The organism is Paracidovorax valerianellae, from assembly GCF_900102625.1.
GTDB classification, from domain to species: domain Bacteria; phylum Pseudomonadota; class Gammaproteobacteria; order Burkholderiales; family Burkholderiaceae_C; genus Paracidovorax; species Paracidovorax valerianellae.
This window is the reverse complement of sequence record NZ_FMZC01000020.1, coordinates 34264-58235: the sequence shown is the minus strand read 5'-3', so window position 1 is coordinate 58235 and position 23972 is coordinate 34264. Positions and strand designations below refer to the sequence as shown.

At 67.5% G+C, this 23972-nt stretch carries 18 protein-coding genes; 14 read left to right on the top strand and 4 right to left on the bottom strand.

The window, feature by feature from the left end; all coding sequences use genetic code 11:
* Window positions 1–14: 14 nt before the first annotated feature.
* Window positions 15–485, bottom strand: a complete 471-nt coding sequence (locus tag BLT03_RS21490; RefSeq protein WP_092745821.1) for a CopD family protein — start codon at window positions 483–485, stop codon at window positions 15–17.
* Window positions 486–725: 240 nt separating this feature from the next.
* On the opposite strand from BLT03_RS21490, the gene BLT03_RS21485 reads away from it, so the two are divergent.
* The 9 genes from BLT03_RS21485 (at window position 726) to BLT03_RS21445 (ending at window position 16085) form a co-directional block, all read left to right on the top strand.
* Window positions 726–3881, top strand: a complete 3156-nt coding sequence (locus BLT03_RS21485; protein WP_092745820.1) for a bifunctional diguanylate cyclase/phosphodiesterase — start codon at window positions 726–728, stop codon at window positions 3879–3881.
* 64 nt (window positions 3882–3945) lie between these two features.
* A complete protein-coding gene (locus tag BLT03_RS21480; protein ID WP_092745819.1) occupies window positions 3946–4278 on the top strand; it encodes a YnfA family protein in 333 nt (110 codons plus the stop codon).
* A 219-nt stretch (window positions 4279–4497) separates the two neighbouring features.
* A complete protein-coding gene (gene smc / locus BLT03_RS21475) occupies window positions 4498–8022 on the top strand; it encodes a chromosome segregation protein SMC (protein WP_092745818.1) in 3525 nt (1174 codons plus the stop codon).
* Between the two features lie 27 nt (window positions 8023–8049).
* The gene (locus BLT03_RS21470; protein WP_092745817.1) at window positions 8050–9159 is read left to right on the top strand and encodes a cell division protein FtsZ; all 1110 of its coding nucleotides are present in this window, start codon (window positions 8050–8052) and stop codon (window positions 9157–9159) included.
* Between the two features lie 70 nt (window positions 9160–9229).
* Window positions 9230–11515 carry an NAD-dependent DNA ligase LigA gene (gene ligA / locus BLT03_RS21465; protein WP_092745816.1) on the top strand — a complete coding sequence of 762 codons (2286 nt, stop codon included), beginning with the start codon at window positions 9230–9232 and terminating at the stop codon, window positions 11513–11515.
* 164 nt (window positions 11516–11679) lie between these two features.
* The gene (locus BLT03_RS21460; protein ID WP_175537828.1) at window positions 11680–14265 is read left to right on the top strand and encodes a penicillin-binding protein 1A; all 2586 of its coding nucleotides are present in this window, start codon (window positions 11680–11682) and stop codon (window positions 14263–14265) included.
* Between the two features lie 99 nt (window positions 14266–14364).
* Window positions 14365–14895, top strand: a complete 531-nt coding sequence (locus tag BLT03_RS21455; RefSeq protein WP_092745815.1) for a type VI secretion system amidase effector protein Tae4 — start codon at window positions 14365–14367, stop codon at window positions 14893–14895.
* Window positions 14892–15116, top strand: coding sequence for a hypothetical protein (locus BLT03_RS21450; protein ID WP_092745814.1), 225 nt, complete (start codon window positions 14892–14894; stop codon window positions 15114–15116). Before BLT03_RS21455 ends, BLT03_RS21450 begins: the two co-directional genes overlap by 4 nt.
* A gap of 201 nt (window positions 15117–15317) precedes the next feature.
* Complete coding sequence (locus BLT03_RS21445; RefSeq protein WP_245711502.1) at window positions 15318–16085, top strand: transporter substrate-binding domain-containing protein; 768 nt, start codon at window positions 15318–15320, stop codon at window positions 16083–16085.
* Between the two features lie 145 nt (window positions 16086–16230).
* Here the strand turns inward: BLT03_RS21445 and BLT03_RS21440 are convergent, their stop codons facing one another.
* Both BLT03_RS21440 and BLT03_RS21435 read right to left on the bottom strand, forming a co-directional pair.
* Window positions 16231–16779 carry an NUDIX hydrolase gene (locus tag BLT03_RS21440; RefSeq protein ID WP_092745812.1) on the bottom strand — a complete coding sequence of 183 codons (549 nt, stop codon included), beginning with the start codon at window positions 16777–16779 and terminating at the stop codon, window positions 16231–16233.
* Between the two features lie 90 nt (window positions 16780–16869).
* Window positions 16870–17565: a fumarylacetoacetate hydrolase family protein gene (locus BLT03_RS21435; RefSeq protein ID WP_092745811.1), complete on the bottom strand. Its 696-nt coding sequence runs from the start codon at window positions 17563–17565 to the stop codon at window positions 16870–16872.
* A 133-nt stretch (window positions 17566–17698) separates the two neighbouring features.
* Here BLT03_RS21435 and maiA point away from each other — a divergent pair, with 133 nt between their 5' ends.
* Window positions 17699–18367, top strand: coding sequence for a maleylacetoacetate isomerase (gene maiA / locus BLT03_RS21430; protein WP_092745810.1), 669 nt, complete (start codon window positions 17699–17701; stop codon window positions 18365–18367).
* Window positions 18368–18381: 14 nt separating this feature from the next.
* On the top strand, window positions 18382–19272 hold the full coding sequence (locus BLT03_RS21425; RefSeq protein WP_092745809.1) for a purine nucleoside phosphorylase YfiH/LACC1 family protein: 891 nt from the start codon (window positions 18382–18384) through the stop codon (window positions 19270–19272).
* Here BLT03_RS21425 and BLT03_RS21420 read toward each other — a convergent pair.
* Window positions 19180–19557 carry a hypothetical protein gene (locus BLT03_RS21420; RefSeq protein WP_092745808.1) on the bottom strand — a complete coding sequence of 126 codons (378 nt, stop codon included), beginning with the start codon at window positions 19555–19557 and terminating at the stop codon, window positions 19180–19182. The genes BLT03_RS21425 and BLT03_RS21420 overlap by 93 nt on opposite strands.
* 130 nt (window positions 19558–19687) lie before the next feature.
* On the opposite strand from BLT03_RS21420, the gene BLT03_RS21415 reads away from it, so the two are divergent.
* From BLT03_RS21415 to phbB, 3 genes are all read left to right on the top strand, one after another.
* Window positions 19688–21394, top strand: a complete 1707-nt coding sequence (locus BLT03_RS21415) for a PHA/PHB synthase family protein (protein ID WP_092745807.1) — start codon at window positions 19688–19690, stop codon at window positions 21392–21394.
* A 115-nt stretch (window positions 21395–21509) separates the two neighbouring features.
* Window positions 21510–22691, top strand: a complete 1182-nt coding sequence (locus BLT03_RS21410) for an acetyl-CoA C-acetyltransferase (protein ID WP_092745806.1) — start codon at window positions 21510–21512, stop codon at window positions 22689–22691.
* 240 nt (window positions 22692–22931) lie between these two features.
* A complete protein-coding gene (phbB, locus tag BLT03_RS21405; protein WP_092745805.1) occupies window positions 22932–23669 on the top strand; it encodes an acetoacetyl-CoA reductase in 738 nt (245 codons plus the stop codon).
* Window positions 23670–23972 lie beyond the last annotated feature (303 nt).

Sequence of the window (23972 nt, the reverse complement as noted above, 5' to 3'; positions counted from 1 at the left end):
GCGCCGGCGAACGCTCAGCGCACCAGAAACACCACCACCACAATCACCGCGCCCAGCGCCAGATTGACGCCCACCCAGGTGCGGATCGAGGCCAGGGCCTTGCCGCCTGCGGCCCAGTCGGAGGCGGCCACGGCGCGCTGCAGGCGCTTGAAGAGGGCGAACCGCACATGGCCGAAGAGGGCGATCATCACGATGCCCAGCGTGGCCATCACCGTCCACGACAGCGGCATGGCGAAGCGGCCGCCCGACTGTGCGGCCGCGCGGGCCACGTTGCCGATCATCCAGAGCCCGCTGGTCAGCACCAGCACGACCGCCACCAGCACCGCGTTCAAGAAGCGCTGCAGCACGCCATGCATGAGTGCCACCCGCTGGGCGGGCTCCAGCGCCTGGGCGGCAGGGCGCAGGAAGAAATGCGCGAACACCATGCCTCCGAGCCAGACGATGAGCGATGCAATGTGAATGAGCTTGAGCGCGGCGTACAACATGGTGGGGTTTTCTTTCTGAGAGGAATCGTGGGGCGCAGCGAGACGATCACCCGATGTGCGGAGAAGGCCGAAAGGAGGCTCTGCAATATCCGCCATGCCTGTGAAAAATGGCACGGCGATTGTTACGAAAACAAACAATCGGCAGGGTGATTGTTAAAACTGCTTCCGATTGTGGCTATCCTCGTGGGTTATCGTGGACGGATCCCCGCGCCGCGCCTGGGGTTACCTTTCCATTCGACCATGACGCTTCCGAAAGCACTGCGACTGCAACGCTGGCCCTGGCTGCCAGGGCTGCTGTGCGTGCTGCTGGGCATTGCGGCCAGCTGGGCGCTGTGGCAGCAGCAGAGCGCTTCGGTGGCACGCATCGCCCGCGAACGGTTCACGCAAGAAGCCCGCTCTTTCACCAGTTCCCTTGAAAACCGCATCGCGGCGCACACCGAACTGGTGGTCGGCCTGCGCAGCCTGTTTCTGGTCAACCCGCGCCTGGGGCGCGCCGATTTCGAGCACGCGGCGCGCGAGCTGCGGCTGGCGCAGCATTACCCCGGCGTGAAGAACGTGGCCTTCACCCGCTACGTGCCGCATGCGGACAAAGCGGCTTTCGAAGCACGGATGCGGGCGGACGACGCGGTGCGCGCGCCGGGGCCGGAAGCTTTCACGATCCGCCCCCCGGGCGACCGGTCGGAATATTACGTGGCCGACTACATCTGGCCGCTGCTGGGCAACGAAAACGTGATGGGGCTGGACGTCGGCTCGCTCCCCGCCACGCTGGCCTCGATCCGCTACAGCCGCGACACCGGGGAGGTGGTCGCCTCAGAGCCCTTCGATCTGCTGCAGGAGCGCGACAACCGCGCGGGCTTCGTCATCCGCCTGCCCGTGTTCGACGACAGCGCGGCCGGCGGGCGCCGCTACATCGGCTCGGTGGCTGCCACCGTGCGCTTCTACGACATGGTCAAGGCCATTCAGTCCGAAGGCCGGCTGCGGGGCGTGGCCATGTCGGTGCGCGACATCGGTTCGGTGCGCGATGCGCAACCCGTGGTCGAGCGCACCTTGCTCGCATTGGAAGCGGGCGTGCGCCCCGCCGTGGAGCGCTACGAACGGGAGCTTCTCGTGCACGACCGGCGCTGGCGGCTGACCTTCCAGCCCATGCAGCCGTTCCTGTCGCGGTCCGAGGCGCAACTGCCCGCGTTCCTGGGCGGTGGCGGCCTTATCGTGACGGCGTTGCTCGCTGCACTGATCACTTTGCTGGTGCGCCGGCGCACGCAGGCCATGAGCTTCGCCACTGCCGCCGGGTCGGCGCTGCGCGAGAGCGAAGAGCGTTTTCGGGCGCTGTTCAACCAGGCGGCGGTGGGCGTGGCGCAGGTCGATGCCAAGACGCGCCGCTTCGTGCGGGCCAACAGCAAGTTCTGCGACATCCTGGGCTACACCGAGGACGAGCTGGCGACCAAGACCGTCGGGTCGATCACGCACCCGGACGACCTCGCGGCGGGCGAATGCCTCATGGAGCAGATCGCCGCGGCGCAGAGCGAAGAATTTCGCTACGAAAAGCGCTACTTCCACAAGGACGGCCGCGTCATCTGGGCAGACCTCACCGTCTCACCCATGCGCATGCCGGGCAGCCCTTCCAACCATTCCATCGCCGTGGTGCAGGACATCACCGAGCGCAAGCAGATGGAAGAGGCCCAGCGCGACAGCGAACTGCGCCTGCGCGGCATCCTGTACCGGCTGCCGGTGGGCGTGTGCCTGGTGCGCAAGGACGGGCAGGTGAGCTTTCGCAACGAACGCTTCGTGCAAATTTGCGGCTACACCGCCGAAGACGCTCCGTCGGTGGACGACTGGTGGCGGCTGGCGTTCCCCGACGCCGGCGAACGCGAACAGGCCATGGCCGACTGGATGGCCGTGTGCGCCGAAGCACCGGACGATGGCGAGGCCGTCGCGCCGCGCGAACACACCATCACCTGCAAGGGCGGGCAGGTCCGCACGGTGGACCTGGCGGGCGTGCTGCTGGGCGACGACCGGCTCATCACCGTGGTGGACATGAGCCAGCACAAGGCGGCCGAGGAAGAGATCCGCTACCTCGCCTACTACGACCCGCTCACGCAGCTGCCCAACCGCCGGCTGCTGCTGGACCGGCTGCAGCAGGCGCTGGCGGCCAGCACCCGGCGCCAGCGGTGCGGCGCCGTGCTCATGCTCGATCTGGACAACTTCAAGACGCTGAACGAAACCCAGGGCCATGAGCGCGGCGACATGCTGCTGCGCCAGGTGGCGCTGCGGCTGCGCGACTGCGTGCAGAGCGAAGACACCGTGGCGCGCCATGGCGGCGACGAATTCGTCGTGGTGCTCGAAGACCTGGGCGACAGCCGGGAAGAGGCCGCAGCCCGCGCCGAGGAAACGGGCCAGAAGATTCTGGCCGCGCTGCGCCGCCCGTTCCTGCTGGAGGGCGAGTCCCACCACAGCACGCTCAGCATGGGCGTGACGATCTTCCAAGGCGTGCGCGAAACGGGGGACGAACTGCTGCAGCGCGCCGACCTGGCCATGTACCAGGCCAAGGCCGGCGGGCGCAACACCCTGCAGTTCTACGACCCGCAGATGCAGGCCTCGGTCGCGGCGCGCGCCGCCCTCGAATCCGACCTGCGCGAAGGCCTGGCGCTCGGGCAGTTCGAGCTGTTCTACCAGCCGCAGATGGACAACGGCCGCATCACCGGCGCCGAAGCGCTGCTGCGCTGGCGCCACCCGGTGCGGGGTTTCGTCTCGCCCGCCCACTTCATTCCACTGACCGAAGAGACCGGCCTCATCCTGCCCCTGGGCGAATGGGTGCTGCAGGCCGCTTGCGCGCGCCTCGCCCTGTGGGCACAGCGGCCGGCGCTGGCCAACCTGGGCCTGTCGGTCAACGTGAGCGCGCGCCAGTTCCACCAGAGCGGCTTCGTCGGGCAGGTGCTCGCCGCGCTGGCCAGCACGGGCGCCGACGGCCGCCGCCTCAAGCTGGAGATGACCGAAAGCCTGCTGCTGCAGGACGTGGAAGACACCATCGACAAGATGGCCCAGCTGCGGGCCTATGGCGTGGGGTTCTCGCTGGACGACTTCGGCACCGGTTACTCCTCGCTCGCGTACCTGAAGCGACTGCCGCTGGACGAGCTCAAGATCGACCAGAGCTTCGTGCGCGACGTGCTCACCGACCCCAACGATGCCGCCATCGCCCGTACCATCGTCGCGCTGGGCACCAGCCTGGGCCTGCGCGTCATCGCCGAAGGGGTGGAGACCGAGGCGCAGCGGGCCTTTCTGGCGCGCAACCAGTGCTACGTGTGGCAGGGCTACCTGCTCAGCCCGCCGCTGCCGGTGGACGGGTTCGAGCGGCTGGTGGTCGATCACGCCGCGGGCCAGAGCCCGCTGATCGTCTGACGCCTGCCGGGCGCCTGGGGCCCCCGCCACATGGCCCCGGAACCGTTTTTTCAGGAGCTGCTCCTTGTTCGAGTTGAAAACCCTGGGGTTGTACGCCGTCACCGCACTGGCCGAAATCGTCGGCTGCTACCTGCCTTGGCTGTGGCTGCGGCAAGGCGCGACCGCGTGGCTGCTGCTGCCGGCCGCTGTGTGCCTGGCGCTGTTCGCCTGGCTGCTCACCCTGCACCCGGCTGCGGCCGGGCGGGTGTATGCGGCCTATGGCGGCGTGTACGTGGCGGTGGCCATCGGATGGCTGTGGGCGGTGGATGGCGTGCGGCCCACGGCGTGGGACGTGGCGGGCGTGACCGTCACCCTGGCCGGCATGGCGATCATCGCCTTCGCCCCTCGCGCGGGATAATGCTACATATTTAATAGCATACTTCCCTAGTGCTGATTGCGCTGGAGGCCGATTTGGTCCATGGCGGCAAAGCGCCGGCCGTGCGCTTCGCCCCAGGGCAGGGCGGCCACCCCGGCACGGTATCATCGGGGGCTCGGGCCGCGCCGCCTCCCGCGGGGCAGCGCGGCCGCGCCGTTTCACGCACCCCCATGCCACCAGCCCGCTGACAGACCCAGACCCGTGCGTCTCAACTCCATCAAACTCGCCGGCTTCAAGTCGTTCGCCGAACCCACCAATTTCATGCTCCCAGGCCAACTGGTGGGCGTGGTGGGTCCGAACGGCTGCGGCAAGTCCAACATCATGGATGCGGTGCGCTGGGTGCTGGGGGAGTCCAAGGCCAGCGAACTGCGCGGCGAGTCGATGCAGGACGTGATCTTCAGCGGCACCACCAGCCGCAAACAGGCCAGCCGCGCCAGCGTGGAACTGGTCTTCGACAACGCCGACCACCGCGCCGGTGGCCAGTGGAACCAATATGGCGAGATCGCCGTCAAGCGCGTGCTCACGCGGGACGGCAACAGCAGCTACTTCATCAACAACCAGCCCGTGCGCCGGCGCGACGTGCAGGACGTGTTCCTGGGCACGGGCCTCGGGCCCCGCGCCTACGCCATCATCGGCCAGGGCACCATCAGCCGGATCATCGAATCGCGCCCTGAGGAACTGCGCCTGTTCCTCGAAGAAGCCGCCGGCGTCTCCAAATACAAAGAGCGCCGCCGCGAGACCGAAAACCGCCTGTCCGACACGCGCGAGAACCTCACGCGGGTCGAAGACATCCTGCGCGAGCTCAACGCCAACCTGGAGCGCCTGGAAAAGCAGGCCGAGGTGGCCGCCCGCTACAACGCGCTGCAGGCCGACGTCACGCTCAAGCAGCACCAGCTGTGGTTCTTGAAGCGCGCCGATGCCGAGGCGGACCAGGCCAAGGTGCGCGCCGACGGCCTGCAGGCCGTGAACGACCTCGAATCGCGCATGGCCGACCTGCGATCGGTCGAGTCCGACCTCGAAACCATCCGCCAGGCGCATTACGCCGCGGGCGACCACGTCAACCAGGCGCAGGGCAAGCTCTACGAGGCCACGGCCGAAGTGGGCCGGCTGGAGGCCGAGATCCGCTACGTGGTCGAAGGCCGCCAGCGCGTGGAACTGCGCCTCGGCCAGCTGGCCGAGCAGATCGCCCAGTGGTCCGCCCGCAAGGAAGAGGCGGAGCATGAGATGGAAAACCTGGCCGGCGCGGGCGTGGATGCGGATGAACGCGCCGAACTGCTGGCCGCGCAGGTCGAAGAACAGGCGATGCAGTTGCCCGACCTGGAGGAAGCGCTGCGGCAAGGCCAGCAGCGCGCCAACGAGCAGCGCGCCGCCGTGGTGCAGGTGCAGCAGCAGATCGGCGTGCTGGCCGCCGAGCAGCGCAGCATCGACGAACAGAGCCGCCAGCTCGACACCCGCCACGAGCGCCTGCGCACCGATCGCAATGCCTTGGCCGCCCCCGACGAAGCACGCCTGGTCAATCTGCGCGAGCAGCTCGAAGCCGCCCGCGAAGGCGCTGAAATGTCCGAGGCGCGGCTGGGCGAGCTGCAGGAATCCGTGCCCCAGCTGGACGAAGACCGCCGCACGCGCCAGCAGGCGGTGAACGTGGAAAGCGCCCGCCAGGCCGACCTGTCCGCACGCATGGAAGCCCTGAAGGCCCTGCAGGAAAAGGTCAAGACGGACGGCAAGCTGCAGCCCTGGCTCGCCCGGCACGGCCTGGATGGCTTGCAAGGCCTGTGGAGCCGCATCCACATCGAACCCGGCTGGGAAAACGCGCTGGAGGCCGCGCTGCGCGAGCGCCTGGGCGCGCTCGAAGTGAGCCGGCTCGACAGCGTGCGCGGCTTTCTCGGCGCCGGTGGCAACGATGCGCCCCCGGCCCGGCTGGCTTTCTACAGCGCGCCACCGGCAGGCGTGCCCGAACCCACGGGCGCGGCCACTCGCCTGTCCGACCTGCTGCGGCTGAACGACGCCGGCCTGCGCGCCGTGCTGACCGACTGGCTGCAGGGCTGCTACACCGCGCAGACGCTCGACGAAGCGTTGAACCGCCGCCCCACGCTGCAGCCCGGTGAAGTGGTTTACGTGCCCACCGGCCATGCGGTGAGCGCGCACAGCGTGAGCTTTTATGCCCAGGACTCCGAGCAATCGGGCCTGCTGGCCCGTGCGCAGGAGATCGAGCACCTCGACAAGGAACTGCGCGCCCAGGCCCTGATCGCCGAAGAGTCGCGCACGGCGCTGGTGCGGGCCGAGTCGGCCTATGCCGACGCCTCGCAGCGGCTCGTGGCCGCGCGCCGCGAAGCCAGCGAAGCGCAAAGCCGTGCGCACGAACTGCAGGTCGAAACGCTGCGCCTGACCCAGTTGGCCGACCAGGCCCGCGCCCGCAGCGAGCAGATCGGTGCCGACCTGGCCGAGGTCGAGGCGCAACTGTCCGACCTGCAGGAGCGCCGCGTGACGGCCGAGGCCCGCTTCGAAGAACTGGACATGCAGCTGGCCGACAGCCAGGAGCGCCACGCCCAGCTCGACGAGCGCGTGATTGCCGCCGAGCGCAAGCTGGCCGAATGCCGCGAGCAGCAGCGCAGCCTGGAGCGGCAGGCGCAAGAGGCCACGTTCTCGCGGCGCAGCCTTGAAGCCCGCCGGGCCGAACTGGCCCGCACGCTCGACACCGCCGGCAGCCAGACGCGCGCCCTGGCCGACGAGCAGCAGCGCGCGCACGACGAGATGGCGCGCCTGTCCGACGCGGCAGCGCAGGGCGGCCTGCAGCAGGCGCTGGACCTCAAGATGGAGCGCGAGAAAGCCCTGGGCGCCCAGCGCAGCGAGTACGACGACCTCACCGCCAAGCTGCGCGCGAGCGACGAGCGCCGCATGCAGCTGGAGCGCGCGCTCGACCCGCTGCGCGCGCGCATCACCGAATTCCAGCTCAAGGAACAGGCCGCGCGCCTGGGCCTGGAGCAATACACCACGCTGCTCACCGATGCGCAGGCCGATCTGGAAGCCGTGGCGCAGTCCATCGAAGCCGGCGGCGTGCGCGCAGCGGGCCTGCAAAGCGAGATCGACCGGCTGCACCGCGAAATCACGGCGCTGGGCGCGGTGAACCTCGCCGCGCTCGAAGAGCTGAACCTGGCACGCGAGCGCAAGACCTTCCTCGATTCGCAGACCGCCGACCTGACCGAAGCCATGACCACGTTGGAAGACGCGATCCGCAAGATCGATGCCGAAACGCGCGACCTGCTCTCGGGCACGTTCGACGCGGTCAACGGGCATTTCGGGCGTATGTTCCCCGAGCTGTTCGGCGGCGGCAATGCCCGCCTCATCATCACCGGCGACGAGATCCTCGACTCCGGGGTGCAGGTGATGGCGCAGCCGCCAGGCAAGAAGAATCAGACCATCCATTTGCTGTCCGGCGGGGAGAAAGCCCTGACCGCCATCGCGCTCGTCTTCGCCATCTTCCAGCTCAACCCCGCGCCGTTCTGCCTGCTGGACGAAGTGGACGCGCCGCTGGACGATGCCAACACCGAACGCTATGCCAAGCTCGTGTCCAGCATGAGCAGCGGCACGCAGTTCCTTTTCATCAGCCACAACAAGATCGCCATGGAAATGGCCGAACAACTGATCGGCGTGACCATGCAGGAGCAGGGCGTGTCGCGTATCGTGGCCGTGGACATGGAGTCCGCACTCTCCATGGCCGATGCCTGAACCCAAGAAGCCGCACGTTTTTTCACCATGAGCAACTTCCAACTCGGCCTCATCATCGCGGGCGGCGTCGTCCTTGCGGCCATCGTCGCCTTCAACGCCTGGTCCGCCCACCGCAACGCCCCCAAACGCGCCAAACCGCCCGAGCCCGACGGCACGGCCGAGCCCGCGTTGCGCCAGGAGCCGGCGTTCGACGCGAGCGGTGCCCCGGTCGAGGGCACCGAAGCACTGAGCGGCAGCGGCGCCGATCCGTCCTTCGAAGGCCACACGGTGGACCTGCGCGATGCGATGCAATTGCCCGTGCCCCCGGCCGAGCGCCGCGGCGGGCTGGACCCGCTGATCGACGCCATCGCGCCCCTGGTGGCCGAGCAGCTCGTCTCGGGCGATGCCGCCCTGGCGGCCCTGCCGCCCACGCGCCGCGCGGGCAGCAAGGCGTTCGCGATCGAGGGCTTCAACGAAACGACCCAGTTGTGGGAAACCCCGGTGCCCGGCCAGCGCTACAGCCATTTCCAGGCCGGCGTGCAGTTGGCCAACCGCGTGGGCGCGCTCAACGAGATCGAGTTTTCGGAGTTCGTCGTCAAGGCCCAGGGCTTTGCCGATGCCATCAACGCCGCGGCCGACTTTCCCGACATGCTGCACGAGGTGGCCCGCGCCCGCGAACTGGACCAGTTCGCCAGCGACCACGACGCGCAGCTCGCCTTCGTGCTGCGCGCGCGCCATGCGGCCTGGAGCCCCGGCTACGTGCAGCAGAACGCCGTGCGGCAAGGCTTCACGGCCGGTGCCATTCCGGGCCGGCTGGTGCTGCCCGCGAGCGGCCCGGGCCTGCCGCCGGTGCTGACCCTCGCGTACGACACCCAGGCGGCGCTGTCGGACGACCCCGAGCAGTCCGCCATCCGCGACATCACACTGAGCCTGGACGTGGCCCAGGTGCACCGCACCGAGCAGCCGTTCGCCCGCCTGCGCGAAGTGGCCGCGGCCCTGGGCGAGGCGATGGATGGCGTGCTGTGCGACCAGAACGGCACGCCGCTGCCCGCCATGACCATGGACCCGATCGCCGCCGACCTGGAACTGCTGTACGACAAGCTCGACAGCCGCGAGCTCTCGGCCGGCTCGCTGCTGGCGCGCCGCCTGTTCAGCTGACCGCACGGCTCCAGCCAGCGGCTTCTCTCTCCCACCGTTCAACGCCCCCCAGACAACAGAGCCCGAGGCCATGGTCAAGAGTTCAGACCTTTTTACCCCTCCAGCGCAGGATTCCCTAGGGCAGGCTGCTATCAAAATAGAAGCACTTCGCGTCCAGCTCAACCAATGGGCGCACCAGTACTACGTGCTGGACGAGCCCACGGTGCCGGACGCCGAATACGACCGCGCCTTCCAGGCCCTGCAGGCGCTGGAGGCGGCGCACCCCGAACTGCTCACGCCCGACTCGCCCACGCAGCGCGTGATCGGCGCGGTGATGGAGGGCCTGTCGCCCGTGCGCCATCGCGTGCCGATGCTCAGCATCCGCACCGAGACCGACACCGAGGCCAGCGGCGCCCGCACCTTCGATGCGCGCGTTCGGCGCGAGCTGAAGCTCACCGAGGCCGATGCCCCGGTCGAATACGTGGCCGAGCCCAAGTTCGACGGCCTGGCCATGAGCCTGCGCTACGAAAACGGCCGCCTGGTGCAGGCCGCCACGCGCGGCGATGGCGAGGTGGGCGAGGACGTGACGCACAACGTGCGCGCCATCCGGCAGATTCCGCTGGTGCTGAACGAACCTTCATCGGCCGGCAAGGGCGCCAATAAGCCGCTGCCCGTGCCGCCCGTGCTCGAAGTGCGGGGCGAGGTGTACATGCGCCGCGACGACTTCGACCAGCTCAACGAACGCCAGCGCGAAGCCGGCGGCAAGACCTTCGTCAACCCCCGCAACGCCGCGGCGGGCGCGGTGCGGCAGCTCGATTCGGGCATCTCGGCGAAACGGCCGTTGAGCTTTTTCGCCTACGGCCTGGGCGACGTCACGCCGGCCGGCGAGGGCGGCCCCGACTTCGGCACGCACTACGACATGCTGCAGACGCTGAAGGCATGGGGCTTTCCCGTGGCGGCGCAGGTGCGGGTGGCGCACGGGGCCGATGAACTCATCGCCTTCCACGAGGCCATCGGCGCCTCGCGCGACCAGTTGCCCTACGACATTGACGGCGTGGTCTACAAGGTCAACCGGCTGGACCTGCAGCGCCAGCTGGGCTTCGTCACGCGTGAGCCGCGCTGGGCCGTGGCGCACAAATACCCGGCGCAGGAGATGGTCACCCGCATGGACGGCATCGACGTGCAGGTGGGCCGCACCGGCAAGCTGACGCCCGTGGCGCGGCTGGCGCCGGTGTTCGTGGGCGGCGTCACCGTCACCAACGCCACGCTGCACAACCTGTTCGAGCTGCGCCGCAAGAAGGCGCGCGTGGGCGACCAGGTGATCGTGCGCCGCGCGGGCGATGTGATTCCCGAGGTCGTGGCCGTGGTGCCGCCGGCGCTGGGCGCGGCCTTGCCCGCCGCCAAGCCGGCCGGCAAAGGCAAGGCTGCAGACGACACCGCAGTGGCCGAAGCCACGGACGCACTGGTGGACCTGGTCGACATGGCCGCTGCCGCCGATGCGGCGGGCAGTGACGTGCCCGTCAGCCTGCCCGCCCCGCCGCGCGATCCCTACGTGCCCAACTTCCGCATGCCGCGGCAGTGCCCGATCTGCGGCAGCGCCGTGGTGCGGGAGAAGGGCGAGGTCAACCACCGCTGCTCGGGCGGGCTGTTCTGCGCCGCGCAGCGCAAGGAGGCCATCCTGCACTTCGCCGCGCGCCGCGCCATGGACATCGAAGGCCTGGGCGACAAGCTGGTGGACCAGCTGGTCGAGGGCCAGGTCATCCGCACCTTGCCCGACCTGTACCGGCTGGGCCTGACCGCGCTCAGCAGCCTGGAGCGCATGGCTGAGAAATCCGCCCAGAACGTGCTGGCCGCGCTGGAAAAATCCAAGCAGACGACCTTGCCGCGCTTTTTGTTCGGCCTGGGGATTCGCCACATCGGCGAGGCCACGGCCAAGGACCTGGCGCGCCACTTCGGCAGCCTGGACGCGATCATGGACGCCAGCGTGGAGCAGCTGCTGGAGGTGAACGACGTCGGCCCCATCGTGGCCGAGGCCATCCGCACCTTCTTCGACCAGCCGCACAACCGCGAGGTGGTGGAGCAACTGCGCGCCTGCGGCGTCACCTGGCCCGAGGGCGCGCCGGCCGAGCGGGCCGTGCTGCCGCTGGCCGGCAAGACCATCGTGCTCACCGGCACCCTGCCGACCCTGAGCCGCGACGAGGCCAAGGACCTGCTCGAAGCCGCCGGCGCGAAGGTGGCGGGCTCCGTCAGCAAGAAGACCAGCTACGTGGTCGCCGGGGAAGAGGCCGGCAGCAAGCTGGTGAAGGCGCAGGAACTGGGCGTGGCGGTACTGGACGAGGCGGGCATGCTCGCGCTGCTGGGGCGCGAGAGCGCCTGACAGCCGTCCTGCACGCCGGATGGCATCACGCACCACCGCATGAAGGCATGACCCCGCCCGTGCAAGGCCAGCCTGCCGCTGAAACCACTCGTTTGCTATATTTTTAATAGCTGCCAGCGCATATCAGTCTTGCGCTGCGGCCCTTTTTAATCCAGAAGCCTCCGATGCCCCCTGTGCTTGCCTCCCTGCGCGCGCGCCTCGCCGCGTTCATGGCCCTCTGCCTGGGGCGCATCGCGCCGCCGCTGCGGCGCGCGTCCGCCTTCGTCGGCCGCCACCGTTCGCTGCGCACCGTGCTGTGGGCGCTGGCCGCCGTGCCGGTGGCGCTGCTGCTCTATGTGGTGGCGCTCGTCCCGTTCACGCCGGCCATCAGCGACATCCGCAAAGCCAAGACCGAGCAGCCGGCGCACCTGGTGTCGGCCGATGGGCGTCTGCTGGCCGAATACAAATGGGTGAACCGCGAATGGGTGCCGCTGGAGAGCATCGCCCCGGCCGTGAAGGACGCGCTGATCGCCACCGAAGACCACCGCTTCTACGACCACTTCGGGCTGGACTGGCGGCGCACGGCGTCGGCGGTGATCCGCACGCTGGGCGGCGACAAGCAGGGTGGCTCGACCATCACGCAGCAGCTCGCGCGCAATCTATACCCCGAGGACATCGGCCGCGCGCCAACGCTCACGCGCAAGCTGAAAGAGGCGATCACCGCGCTCAAGATCGAGGTGCTGTACTCCAAGGACGAAATCCTGGAAACCTACCTGAACACGGTGCCGTTCCTGTACAACGCCTACGGCATCGAGATGGCCGCGCGCACGTACTTCGACAAGTCGGCCGACAAGCTCACCGTGCTGGAGAGCGCCACGCTCATCGGCATGCTCAAGGGCACGAGCTACTACAACCCGGTGCTCAACCCCGAGCGCGCGCAGGAGCGGCGCAACACCGTGCTGTCGCAGATGAAAAAGCGCGGCAAGCTCTCCGCCGAGGAATACGACACGCTGTCGCGCCGGCCGCTGCGCATCCGCTTCGAGCGCCAGATCGAAACCGCCGGCCCCGCGCCGCACCTGGCGCAGCAGTTGCGCAAGCAACTCATCGACTGGGCCGACCGCAACGGCTACAGCCTGTATGCCGACGGCCTGGTGATCCGCACCACCATCGATTCGCGCCTGCAGACGCTCGCCAACCAGGCCGTCGCCCGCCAGGGCCGGCAACTGCAGGGCGTGGCCGATGGCGCCTGGGCATCGCGCAACGCATGGAACCCCAAGGGGCCGCTGGTGCAGGCGCTGGTGCGCGAATCGGCGCAGTACGAAGCCGCCGTGGCCAAGGGCGCCACGCCCGAAGACGCGCTGAAGGACCTGCTGGACGACGCCCCGTTCATGCGCCAGTTGCGCCAGCAGAAGACGCGCTTGCAGGCCGGCTTCCTGGCGCTTGATCCGCGCAGCGGCGAGGTGCGCGCGTGGGTGGGCAGCCGCGATTTCGCGGTCGATCCGTTTGACCACGTGCAGGCCGCACGGCGCCAGCCGGGCTCCACGTTCAAGCCCTTTGTCTATGGCGCGGCCTTCGCCAATGGTTTGCTGCCCACCGACACGCTGATGGACGAAGCCGTGGAAATTCCCCTGGGTGGCCGGCAGGTCTGGCGCCCCACGGACGAAGGCCCGCCCAGCAACGAGCCCATGACGCTGGCCGACGGCCTGGCGTTTTCCAAGAACACCATCACCGCGCAAGTCATGCAAAAGGTCGGCCCCGAACGCGTGGCGCAACTGGCCCGGGCCATGGGCGTGCGCGAGTCCAAGCTGGACGTGGTGCCTTCGCTCGCGCTGGGCACCAGCCCCGTCACGCTCAAGGAAATGGTCGCCGCCTACGGCACCATCGCCAATGGCGGCCAGTACCGCGCACCCATCGTCATCAGCCGCATCGAAGACAAGAACGGCAAGGTGCTGGAAGACTTCGCGCCCGCCGACCCCGAACGCGCCGCAGGCCTCGGTGCCGTGCAGGCGCTGCGCGACGCCATGCGCGGCGTGATCGACAAGGGCACGGGCGTGGCCGTCCGCACGCGCTACGGAATCACGGCCGACGTGGCGGGCAAGACCGGCACCACGCAGGACAACACCGACGGCTGGTTCATCCTGATGCACCCGCAACTCGTCGCGGGTGCCTGGGTGGGCTTCAACGACGGCCGTATCACCCTGCGCAGCGACTACTGGGGGCAGGGCGCGCACAGCGCGCTGCCAATGGTGGGCGAGGTGTTCCAGCAAGCCTTGCGCACCAAGGTGATCGATGCGCGCGAGCGCTTCATCGACGAGGAAGAAAAGGGCGGCTGGGTGGACAACGCCGTGGGCGGCATGCGCAACTGGGTCTACGACCTCTTCGGCCGCCGCACCGGCCCGGCCGCCGATGCGCCCCCGGTGCCGCCAGGCAGCGCCGTGCCGGTGCCCGCGCGCCCTGCGTCGGACGCCTCCGCGCCCCTGAACCCACCCGAGGCGCCCGAGATCACCGAGGCCCCGCTGGTGCCGCTCCAGAACGCGACGCCCGAAGCGACCCCCGCCACAGCGCCGATGGAGGAGGGTGCGCAAAATGGTTCGCCGTCCGGCGCCGCCTTCGGCGGGCAGCAGCCTGCGCCCACCGCGCCGCCCGCGCAGGCCTCGCCGCAGGGCGCCCAGTTCGGCGGCTCGCCGGGTTCGAATGCTGCAGCCCCGGCGCCTTCGGCTGCGGCCTCTGCGGGAGGTGGTTTGCCCTTCTTCATCGAGTCCAAGCCTTGAAGGTTTGAATCATCCCCGCGAAAGCGCGCGTCCCTACAATGCCTGACTTCAAGGGAGAGCCACTGGCTGGTATTTGCTGGTGGGCAATACAACAAACGCATGACCGTCAGCGTGACGCCAAACTTTCAAGATATCTGGAAAAACCATCCAAACGTCAAAGGCGATGCGCCTCTGCTGAACAAAGCGGCCTACGAAAACCAGTGCGCTATTAATTTTTCAGCGGCCCTCATGCGTGCCGGCGTGGACTTCAAAACATTTCGAGGGGTTCGATCCTGGCAACAGGGTACAGAGAAGTACCCCATCCGTGCGCAAGAGGTGGCCGACTGGGTGGCTGCTGGGGGAACACGCTTGCCGATACGCATGGAAAAGTTCACAGGCGCGCAGGCATTCGGCCGCGCAGAGAGCAGTGCGGGCATGAAGGACCGGAGTGGGCTCGTGTTCTTTCAAAACTACTGGGGGCCAGGAATGCAGGGGGACCACATCGACTTGTGGAACGGTAGCCGGCTCAGCGACCGTGGGTCATGGCTGCGCATTCACTTACGCATCGGCGGTTTTGGCGTCCATAGCATTTTTAGCGACGTTTCCGATATGGAAAAAGCACAGGCCGTATGGTTCTGGCAACTCGCATGAAAGCCGCTCTCCACGTCATTTTCGGGGCACTGTTGGGCGCTGCTTTCGGCGTGCTGGGCTCGGTGGCGTACGACCGCCTGTTTGGGGCGGGTTACCCCCTCAATGATGAGCAATCCAACACGTTGGCAATCGTGTTGGTGTTCGGGGTTTTGCCGGCATCCATGCTGGTTGGGGCGATCGCCGGCTATGCACTGCATCGGCGGCGTGTGCGCAAGATTTGATCGGGGTGCTTTCAAGGGTGCCGGCGAGTTATCGACGGCCATGGTTATCGCCCACACATGCTTTCCGCACGCCACAGGCCGCAGCGCGACCGCGCTCCGCTATGCTTGCCAGCGGTGCGTTCGCGGCCGGAGCGAAGGCCGGCGCGCCGTTGCGATCCTCCCCTTCAACCTCTGGATACCCCCGCCATGATTGCTCGAAAAATGCGTTCCCTGGTCACCGCCGGCGCCGTGATCTGCCTGTCGCTCATGACCGCTGCCCACGCAGGGCCCCGGCTGGACAAGATCATGGAGGGCAAGGTGCTGCGCGTGGGCACGCCCGGCGACTACCGCCCCTTCGCCATCAAGACGGATGGCGGCTACAGCGGCCATGACATCGATGTGATCGAACTCATGGCCAAGGAGATGGGGGTCAAGGTCGAATACGTGGCGACGAGCTGGCCCAACCTCATGAAGGACCTGCAGGCCGACAAGTTCGACGTGGCCGTGGGCGGCATCACCCGCAACGTGACGCGCATCCGCCAGATCGAAATGCTTCCAGGCTACGCGCCGTTCGGCAAGGTCGCGCTGGTGCGCACGGCGGACAAGGCCCAGTACCAGACGCTGCAAGACCTGAACAAGCCAACCGTGCGCGTCATCAAGAACCCGGGCGGCACCAACGAAACCTTCGTGCTGCAGAACCTGACCGCCGCGCAGGTCAGCACCCACGAAAAGAACGCCGAGATTCCGGCGCTCATCGCCGACGGCAAGGGCGACGTGATGATCACCGAAACCTACGAAGCGCTGTACTACGCCAAGGCCGATCCACGCCTGACGGCCGCCTTCGTCAACGCGCCGCTCACGCCGACCAACACCCTGGGCTTCATGCTGCCCAAGGACGACGCCGACTATTCGCGCGTGATGGAATTCGTCTGGGGCCTGCTGGACGCACGGGGCACGCTCAAGCAGTCGGCCGACAAGTGGCTGAAGTGATGTGACCGAGGGCCAGGCCAGGCCTGGCTTCTTGGCACCGCAAAGCGCGGTGTGGTGGTACTGAAGGGCGCGGAGCACACGGGTTGTGCTTCGCGCCTTTTTTGATGGAGCTGATAGAGCCGCTCCGTGCCCGCTGAGTGATCGGTCAGTCGATGTCCACGCAGTGCAGGCCGAACTGGCCGGCCTTGCGGTCGGCGAAGAAGCGCTCCAGCGTGGTCTTTACGGTGCGAAAGGCGATCTCGTCCCAGGGGATTTCGTCTTCGCCGAACAGGCGCGCTTCCAGGGTTTCGTAGCCGGGGTGGAACTCGTCGCTCAGCAGCTTGGCCAGGTAGAACAGGTGGACCTGGCCCACGTGGCTCACGTTCAGCAGGCTGAACAGCGGGCCCATCTGGATCTGCGCGCCGGCCTCTTCATCGGTTTCGCGCTCCGCGCCCTGCGCGGTGGTCTCGTTCAGTTCCATGAACCCGGCCGGCAAGGTCCATTTGCCCAGGCGCGGCTCGATGGCACGCCGGCACAGCAGCACCTTGTCGCGCCACACGGGCACGGTGCCAACCACGTTCAGCGGGTTCTCGTAATGGATGGTGTGGCAGGCCGGGCAGACGGCACGCGGCTTGGTGTCGCCGTCGTCGGGAATGCGGTACACCACGGCCGTTCCGCATTCGCGGCAGTGCTTGATGGGGCTGCGGAAGGTCATTCGGTTTTCAGGAAATGGGGCGCAAAGCGGTGGCAGGGTCTGCATGCCCGTGGCATCGGCCATGGCAGGCATGCAGCGCGGCAGGCAGGATCAGGCGACGCTCACGCGCAGCGTGCCCAGGCCGTCCACGCCGCCTTCGAGCGTGTCGCCACGCACCACGGCAGCCACGCCTTCGGGCGTGCCGGTGTAGATCAGGTCGCCGGGCTGCAGCTCCCACGCGGCCGACAGGTGCTCGATGGTTTCGGCGATGTTCCAGATCAGCTGCGAGACGTTGCTGCGCTGGCGGTCGTCGCCGTTCACCTGCAGCCAGATCGCGGCCTTTTGCACATCGCCCGCCTGCGCCGCCGGCGTGATCGGGCCGATGGGTGCGCTGTGCTCGAAAGCCTTGCCGATCTCCCAGGGGCGGCCCTGCTTTTTCATGTCGTTCTGCAGGTCGCGGCGGGTCATGTCCAGGCCCACGGCATAGCCGTACACGTGCTGCAGGGCATCGGCCGCGGCGATGCCTTTGCCGCCCTTGCCGATGGCGACCACCAGCTCGATCTCGTGGTGCAGGTTGGCGGTGAGGGTGGGGTAGGGCAGCGAGCCGGTCTTTCCGGCATCGACGACGACCAGGGCGTCGGCGGGCTTCATGAAGAAGAAGGGCGGCTCGCGGCCGGTGAAGCCCATTTCCTTGGCGTGCTCTTCGTAGTTGCGGCCCACACAGTAGATGCGGTGGACGGGAAAGCGGTCGGTGGTGCCCACCACGGGCACGCTGGCCACGGCGGCGGGAGGAATCACATAGCTCATGTCTGCCTTTCTTCGGAAGGGGACTGCGCGCAGTGGCGGGCCGTGCGGGCCGGGTCCGCGCGCAAACCGGCAGTGTGCCATGGCGCCGGGGCGGTCGCTGTCCCCGGCAGGGCGGCGTTATGCTCGCCGGACCATGAAGCTGTTCAACTACTTCCGTTCGTCGTCCTCGTACCGCGTGCGCATCGCGCTGGGACTCAAGGGCCTGCCTTACGACTACGTGCCGGTGCACCTGGTGCGCGCCGAGCACCGCCTTCCCGCCTATGCGGACAAGCTGGGCGACCCGCTCCTGCCGGCCCTGGTCACCGACGATGGCCACACGCTGGCGCAATCGCTGGCCATCATCGAATACCTGGACGAAACCCACCCCGAGCCGCCTTTGCTGCCCGCCGACCCGCTCGGCCGTGCCCAAGTGCGGGCGCTGGCGCAGATGATCGCCTGCGAAATCCATCCCATCAACAACCTGCGCGTGCTCAAGTACCTCACGCAGGAACTGCAGCAGAGCGAAGAAACCAAGAGCGCCTGGTACCACCACTGGACGCGCAACGGCCTGGCCGCCTTCGAGCGCCAGCTCCAACTGCTGGCGAAGGAGCGGGAAGCCGCCGGGCTCGCTCCCTCGCAGTTCTGCTGGGGCGATACGCCCACGCTGGCCGACTGCTGCCTGGTGCCGCAGATCTTCAACGCCCAGCGTTTCCGCGTGGACCTGGAAGGGCTGCCCCTCACCATGGCCGCGTGGGAGTCCGCCATGTCGCTGCCGGCCTTCCAGGGCGCGCATCCTTCCACCTGCCCGGACCACGAAGCCTGACGGCCCCGGCACCGATGCCCGTGGCTTCCCCCAACCCCGCCTGGCTGTTGCCGGACTGGCCGGCGCCCGCCCATGTGCGTGCGCTGTGCACCACCCGAGCCGGCGGCGTGAGCGCTGCGCCCTATGACTCGCTCAACCTGGGCGACCACGTGGGCGACGACCCGAACGCCGTGCAGAGCAACCGGCAGATCCTGCACGCGGCACTGGGCTGGGGCGCGGGCCATACCGCCCGGCCGGTCTTTTTGCGACAGGTGCATGGGGGGCGGGTCGAGACGCTCGGCCCCGGCACCGAGGACGGCACCGAGGCGGATGCCTGCACGGCCACCGAACCGGGCGTGGCCTGCACGATCATGGTCGCCGACTGCCTGCCGGTGCTGCTGACCGACACGCGCGGCACCCGGGTGGCCGCCGCACACGCCGGCTGGCGGGGCCTCGCCGGCGAAGGTGGGCGCGGTGTGCTGGAAGCGGCCTTGGAGTGTTTTAGGCCTCCAGCGCAATCAGCACTAGGGAGTAATGCTATAAAAGATATAGCAAACGCTGCGGCGCCTGCCCATCCTTCCCTGCCCCCTTCGGGCGATTGCATGGCCTGGCTGGGCCCCTGCATCGGCCCGACCGCCTTCGAAGTGGGCGCCGAAGTGAGGGCGGCGTTTTGCGATGCGAGTGCTTCGGCCGAGCGGCACTTCAAGCCGCAGGGCGGTGGCAAGTACCTGGCTGACTTGGCCGGCCTGGCGCGGCAGCGGCTCGCGGCGCTGGGCTTCGAGCGGGTGTACGGCAACGACGGCAGCGCCGCGTGGTGCACCGTCAGCCAGCCATCACATTTCTTTTCGCACCGATACGGCAGCGCCTTCGGGGGCAGTGGACGATTCGCCGCCTGCATCTGGCTCGACCGCCCCACCGAGGGTTGAGGGCGGCGGCGCCACTTCCGGTGCTTGCGCCGCCCCTTCGGTTTTTGCCGCGGCGGCGGCATTCTGGGCAGCCGCTGCCTGCGCTTCCCGCTCGGCCAGTTGCCGGGCATGGATGGCTCGCTTGCGGCCCGGCGTGCCGAGGATGTACACCACGATGGACATGGGCAGCAGCCCGTAGAAGGCGAATGTGATGATGGCGCCGAGCACCGTGCCGGTCGGGGCCATGGCTTCGGCCACCGCCATCAGCAGCGTGACATACAACCATCCAATGACAACGAGATACATGTTTCAGCCCGGGTTCGAAGGCAGTTGGTGAAAAAAGGCAAGCGTCGTTGCCACGGGCCTCGCCGCTCGGCAACAATGGCCGCAACGGTCCGCCCCTGACGGACCGCCTATTCTTGTGGAGGAGACAAACATGGCGGATTCTGAATCACCCTGGGGGCCGAGTGCCCAGCAATTCCAGCAGATTCTCGGCAAAGGCTGGACCGAGGCGATGCAGGCCTTCCAGCAAGCGGCGCCCGCCGGTGCCGCAGGCGCCTCGCCCGTGGCGCCCGTCAAGCTGGACCCGGAAAAACTCACCGCCCTGCAGCAGCAGTACCTGAAAGACGCCACCGCGCTCTGGACGCAAGGCGCGCAGCCCGCCACCACGGGTGACCGCCGGTTCAGCGGCGAGGCCTGGGCGCAGAACCCCCTGGCGGCCTTTTCGGCTGCGGCCTACCTGCTCAATGCCCGCACCCTCATGGGCCTGGTCGATGCGGTCGATGCCGACGCCAAGACCCGCGCGCGCATCCGCTTCGGTGTGGAGCAATGGATGGCCGCCATGGCGCCCAGCAACTTTCTTGCCTTCAATGCCGAAGCGCAGAAGAAGGCCATCGAAACCAAAGGCGAGAGCATCGCCAAGGGCGTCGCCAACCTGCTGCACGACCTGCGCCAGGGCCATGTGTCGATGACCGACGAAAGCCTGTTCGAGGTCGGCCGCAACGTGGCCACCACCGAGGGCGCCGTCGTGTTCGAGAACGCGCTGTTCCAGCTCATCGAATACAAGCCGCTGACCGACAAGGTGCACGAGCGCCCCTTCCTCATGGTGCCGCCGTGCATCAACAAGTTCTACATCCTGGACCTGCAGCCCGAGAACTCGCTGATCCGCCATGCCGTGAGCGAAGGGCACCGCACCTTCGTCGTGAGCTGGCGCAACCCCGACGACACGCTGGCCGACAAGACCTGGGACCACTACGTCGAAGAAGGCGCGATGGCCGCCATCGACGTCGTGCAGGCCATCACCGGCGCGGCGCAGATCAACGCCCTGGGCTTTTGTGTCGGCGGCACCATCCTGGGCAACGCCCTGGCCGTGCTGGCCGCGCGAGGCGAAGAGCCCGTGGCCAGCGCCACCTTCCTGACCACGCTCATCGATTTTTCCAACACGGGCATCCTGGACGTGTTCATCGACGAAGCGTTCGTCCAGTTCCGCGAGCTGCAGATGGGCAAGGGCGGAATGATGAAGGGGCAGGACCTGGCCTCGACGTTCAGCTTCTTGCGGCCCAACGACCTGGTGTGGAACTACGTGGTGGGCAACTACCTCAAGGGCGAAACGCCGCCGCCGTTCGACCTGCTGTACTGGAACAGCGACAGCACCAATCTGCCCGGTCCGTTCTACGCCTGGTACCTGCGCAACTTCTACCTGGAAAACAACCTCGTGCAGCCCGGCCGGCTGACCGTGTGCGGCGAGGCGATCGACCTGAATCTGGTGGACCTGCCGGTGTACATCTATGGCTCGCGCGAGGACCACATTGTGCCCATCGACGCGGCGTATGCGTCTACGCAGGTGTTTCCGGGCAAGAAGCGTTTCGTCATGGGAGCGTCCGGCCACATCGCCGGCGTGATCAACCCGCCGTCCAAGAAAAAGCGCAGCCACTGGCTGCGCGAAGACGGCCAGTTGCCTAAAACGCTCGACCAATGGCTGCAGGGAGCGACCGAACACCCCGGCAGCTGGTGGACCGACTGGTCCCGCTGGCTCAAGGGCCACGCGGGCAAGATGGTGCCGGCGCCCAAGGGGTATGGCCGCAGCCCGCGCTTCAAGGCCACCGAGCCGGCCCCGGGCCGGTACGTCAAGCAGAAGGCCTGACGCCGTTCCCGCGTAACCGCTGCTGCGAGAATCGGCCGCACGAGCGCGCCGACCTCCGCATTCGCATTGCCTCCCCCGTTTTCGAGATTCCCGTTTCTGCACAAAAAGGACTGATATGGAAGACATCGTCATCGTTTCCGCCGTTCGCACGGCCGTGGGCAAGTTTGGCGGCGCGCTCGCCAAAACCCCCGCCACCGAGCTGGGCGCCATCGTCATCAAGGAAGCACTGGCTCGCGCCAAGGTGCCGCTCGACCAGGTCGGCGAAGTGATCATGGGCCAGGTGCTCACCGCAGGCGTCGGCCAGAACCCGGCGCGCCAGGCCATGATGAAAGCCGGCGTGGCCAAGGAAACGCCCGCGCTCACCATCAACGCCGTCTGCGGCTCGGGCTTGAAGGCCGTGATGCTGGCGGCCCAGGCCGTCGCCGCGGGCGACAGCGACATCGTGGTGGCCGGCGGCCAGGAGAACATGAGCCTGTCGCCCCACGTGCTCAACGGATCGCGCGACGGCCAGCGCATGGGCGAATGGAAGATGGCCGACACCATGATCGTGGACGGCCTGTGGGACGTCTACAACCAGTACCACATGGGCATCACTGCCGAGAACGTCGCCAAGGAACACGGCATCACCCGCGAGCAGCAGGATGCACTGGCCTTGGGCAGCCAGCAAAAGGCCGCCGCCGCGCAAGGCGCGGGCAAGTTCGCCGACGAGATCGTGACCGTCAGCCTGCCCCAGAAAAAGGGCGACCCGGTGCTCTTCAATGCCGACGAATACCTCAACCGCAAGACCAACGCGGAAGCGCTTTCGGGCCTGCGCCCGGCCTTCGACAAAGCCGGCTCGGTCACGGCCGGCAATGCCTCGGGCCTGAACGACGGCGCCGCCGCCGTGGTGGTGATGAGCGGCAAGAAAGCCGCCGAGCTGGGCCTTGAGCCACTGGCGCGCATCGTCTCCTACGGCACGAGCGGCCTGGACCCGGCGACCATGGGCATGGGCCCGGTTACCGCCACGCGCAAGGCCCTGAAGCGGGCTGGCTGGACGGCCGACGATGTGGACCTGTTCGAGCTGAACGAGGCTTTCGCGGCCCAGGCCTGCGCAGTCAACCAGGCCTTGGGCCTGGACCCTGCCAAGGTCAACGTGAATGGCGGCGCCATCGCCATCGGGCACCCCATCGGTGCGTCCGGCTGCCGGGTGCTCGTCACCTTGCTGCATGAAATGAAGCGCCGCGACGCTAAAAAGGGCATCGCCGCCCTGTGCATCGGCGGCGGCATGGGCGTGTCGCTCGCGGTCGAGCGGGCCTGAGGCGAGAGCCTAAGGCAGGGCGGCACAGCGTGCCGCCCTGCCACCCGCTGAAGCCGGACATGAACCGCACCGCAAACGGTGCGGTTTTTTTTAACCGCAGCCGCTCGGTGCTGCGGTTCTGATAGCACGCAGGCCGCGCAGTGCTTTGTCAGAATTTGCAAGGCTCGGTGTTTTCCAGAGCGGCCAGGCGTGGAATCTTGGGTAGAGTGCTTGCGTGAATCGTTGATAAGGAGAACTCACATGAACCAGAAAGTAGCGTATGTCACAGGGGGCATGGGTGGCATCGGAACGGCCATCTGCCAGCGTTTGCACAAGGATGGATTCAAGGTCATCGCCGGTTGCGGCCCCACGCGCGACCACGCCAAATGGCTGGCCGAGCAGAAGGCGCTGGGCTATTCCTTCTATGCATCGGTCGGGAATGTCGGCGACTGGGATTCGACCGTGGAGGCATTCACGGCCACCAAGGCCAATCACGGCACCATCGACGTGCTGGTGAACAACGCCGGCATCACGCGTGACCGCATGTTCCTCAAGATGTCGCGCGAAGACTGGGACGCGGTCATCGAAACCAATCTGAACAGCATGTTCAACGTGACCAAGCAGGTTGTGGGCGACATGGTGGAAAAAGGCTGGGGCCGCATCATCAACATCAGCAGCGTGAACGGCGAAAAGGGCCAGGCAGGCCAGACCAACTATTCCGCTGCCAAGGCCGGCATGCATGGCTTTTCAATGGCTCTGGCGCAGGAGCTGGCCAACAAGGGCGTGACCGTGAACACGGTGAGCCCGGGCTACATCGGCACCGACATGGTCAAGGCCATCCGCCCTGACGTGCTGGAAAAGATCGTTGCCACGGTCCCGGTCAAGCGCCTGGGCGAGCCGAGCGAAATCGCGTCGATCATCGCCTGGCTGGCTTCGGAAGAGGGTGGCTACGCGACCGGGGCCGATTTCTCGGTCAACGGCGGTCTGCACATGGGCTGAACGAGGAGTGCCGCCGCGGATGCGGCACGGTCCAGACAACAAAAACCCCGCAGATGCGGGGTTTTTTAATGGGGGGGGAGAAAAGGGGGAGGTGAAGGAGGCGCTCGCAGTGGCTGGGAATTCGATGGATCGTCGAGCCTTCTGGTCGTTGCGCCGGCCTTCAGAGGCGGGCCGGTGCGCGCTTGCGGTCGCGTTCGTCTTCGGGCCAGGCGGACATGATAGCGGTGGTATTCATTCGGTTATCTCCTGTGATGGATGAACAACGCCCGGCCTGGAAAGCGCGTTGACAGAAGAATGCAAAAA

Excerpts from the sequence above, each read along its gene's own strand:
- BLT03_RS21420 (WP_092745808.1), bottom strand. The coding sequence starts at position 19,557 with ATGTATCTCGTTGTCATTGGATGGTTGTATGTCACGCTGCTGATGGCG.
- BLT03_RS21460 (WP_175537828.1), top strand. The coding sequence starts at position 11,680 with ATGCCCCCTGTGCTTGCCTCCCTGCGCGCGCGCCTCGCCGCGTTCATG.
- BLT03_RS21445 (WP_245711502.1), top strand. The coding sequence starts at position 15,318 with ATGCGTTCCCTGGTCACCGCCGGCGCCGTGATCTGCCTGTCGCTCATG.
- BLT03_RS21435 (WP_092745811.1), bottom strand. The coding sequence starts at position 17,565 with ATGAGCTATGTGATTCCTCCCGCCGCCGTGGCCAGCGTGCCCGTGGTG.
- ligA (WP_092745816.1), top strand. The coding sequence starts at position 9,230 with ATGGTCAAGAGTTCAGACCTTTTTACCCCTCCAGCGCAGGATTCCCTA.
- BLT03_RS21470 (WP_092745817.1), top strand. The coding sequence starts at position 8,050 with ATGAGCAACTTCCAACTCGGCCTCATCATCGCGGGCGGCGTCGTCCTT.
- BLT03_RS21425 (WP_092745809.1), top strand. The coding sequence starts at position 18,382 with ATGCCCGTGGCTTCCCCCAACCCCGCCTGGCTGTTGCCGGACTGGCCG.
- BLT03_RS21485 (WP_092745820.1), top strand. The coding sequence starts at position 726 with ATGACGCTTCCGAAAGCACTGCGACTGCAACGCTGGCCCTGGCTGCCA.
- maiA (WP_092745810.1), top strand. The coding sequence starts at position 17,699 with ATGAAGCTGTTCAACTACTTCCGTTCGTCGTCCTCGTACCGCGTGCGC.
- BLT03_RS21450 (WP_092745814.1), top strand. The coding sequence starts at position 14,892 with ATGAAAGCCGCTCTCCACGTCATTTTCGGGGCACTGTTGGGCGCTGCT.
- BLT03_RS21415 (WP_092745807.1), top strand. The coding sequence starts at position 19,688 with ATGGCGGATTCTGAATCACCCTGGGGGCCGAGTGCCCAGCAATTCCAG.
- BLT03_RS21490 (WP_092745821.1), bottom strand. The coding sequence starts at position 485 with ATGTTGTACGCCGCGCTCAAGCTCATTCACATTGCATCGCTCATCGTC.
- phbB (WP_092745805.1), top strand. The coding sequence starts at position 22,932 with ATGAACCAGAAAGTAGCGTATGTCACAGGGGGCATGGGTGGCATCGGA.
- BLT03_RS21440 (WP_092745812.1), bottom strand. The coding sequence starts at position 16,779 with ATGACCTTCCGCAGCCCCATCAAGCACTGCCGCGAATGCGGAACGGCC.
- BLT03_RS21410 (WP_092745806.1), top strand. The coding sequence starts at position 21,510 with ATGGAAGACATCGTCATCGTTTCCGCCGTTCGCACGGCCGTGGGCAAG.
- BLT03_RS21455 (WP_092745815.1), top strand. The coding sequence starts at position 14,365 with ATGACCGTCAGCGTGACGCCAAACTTTCAAGATATCTGGAAAAACCAT.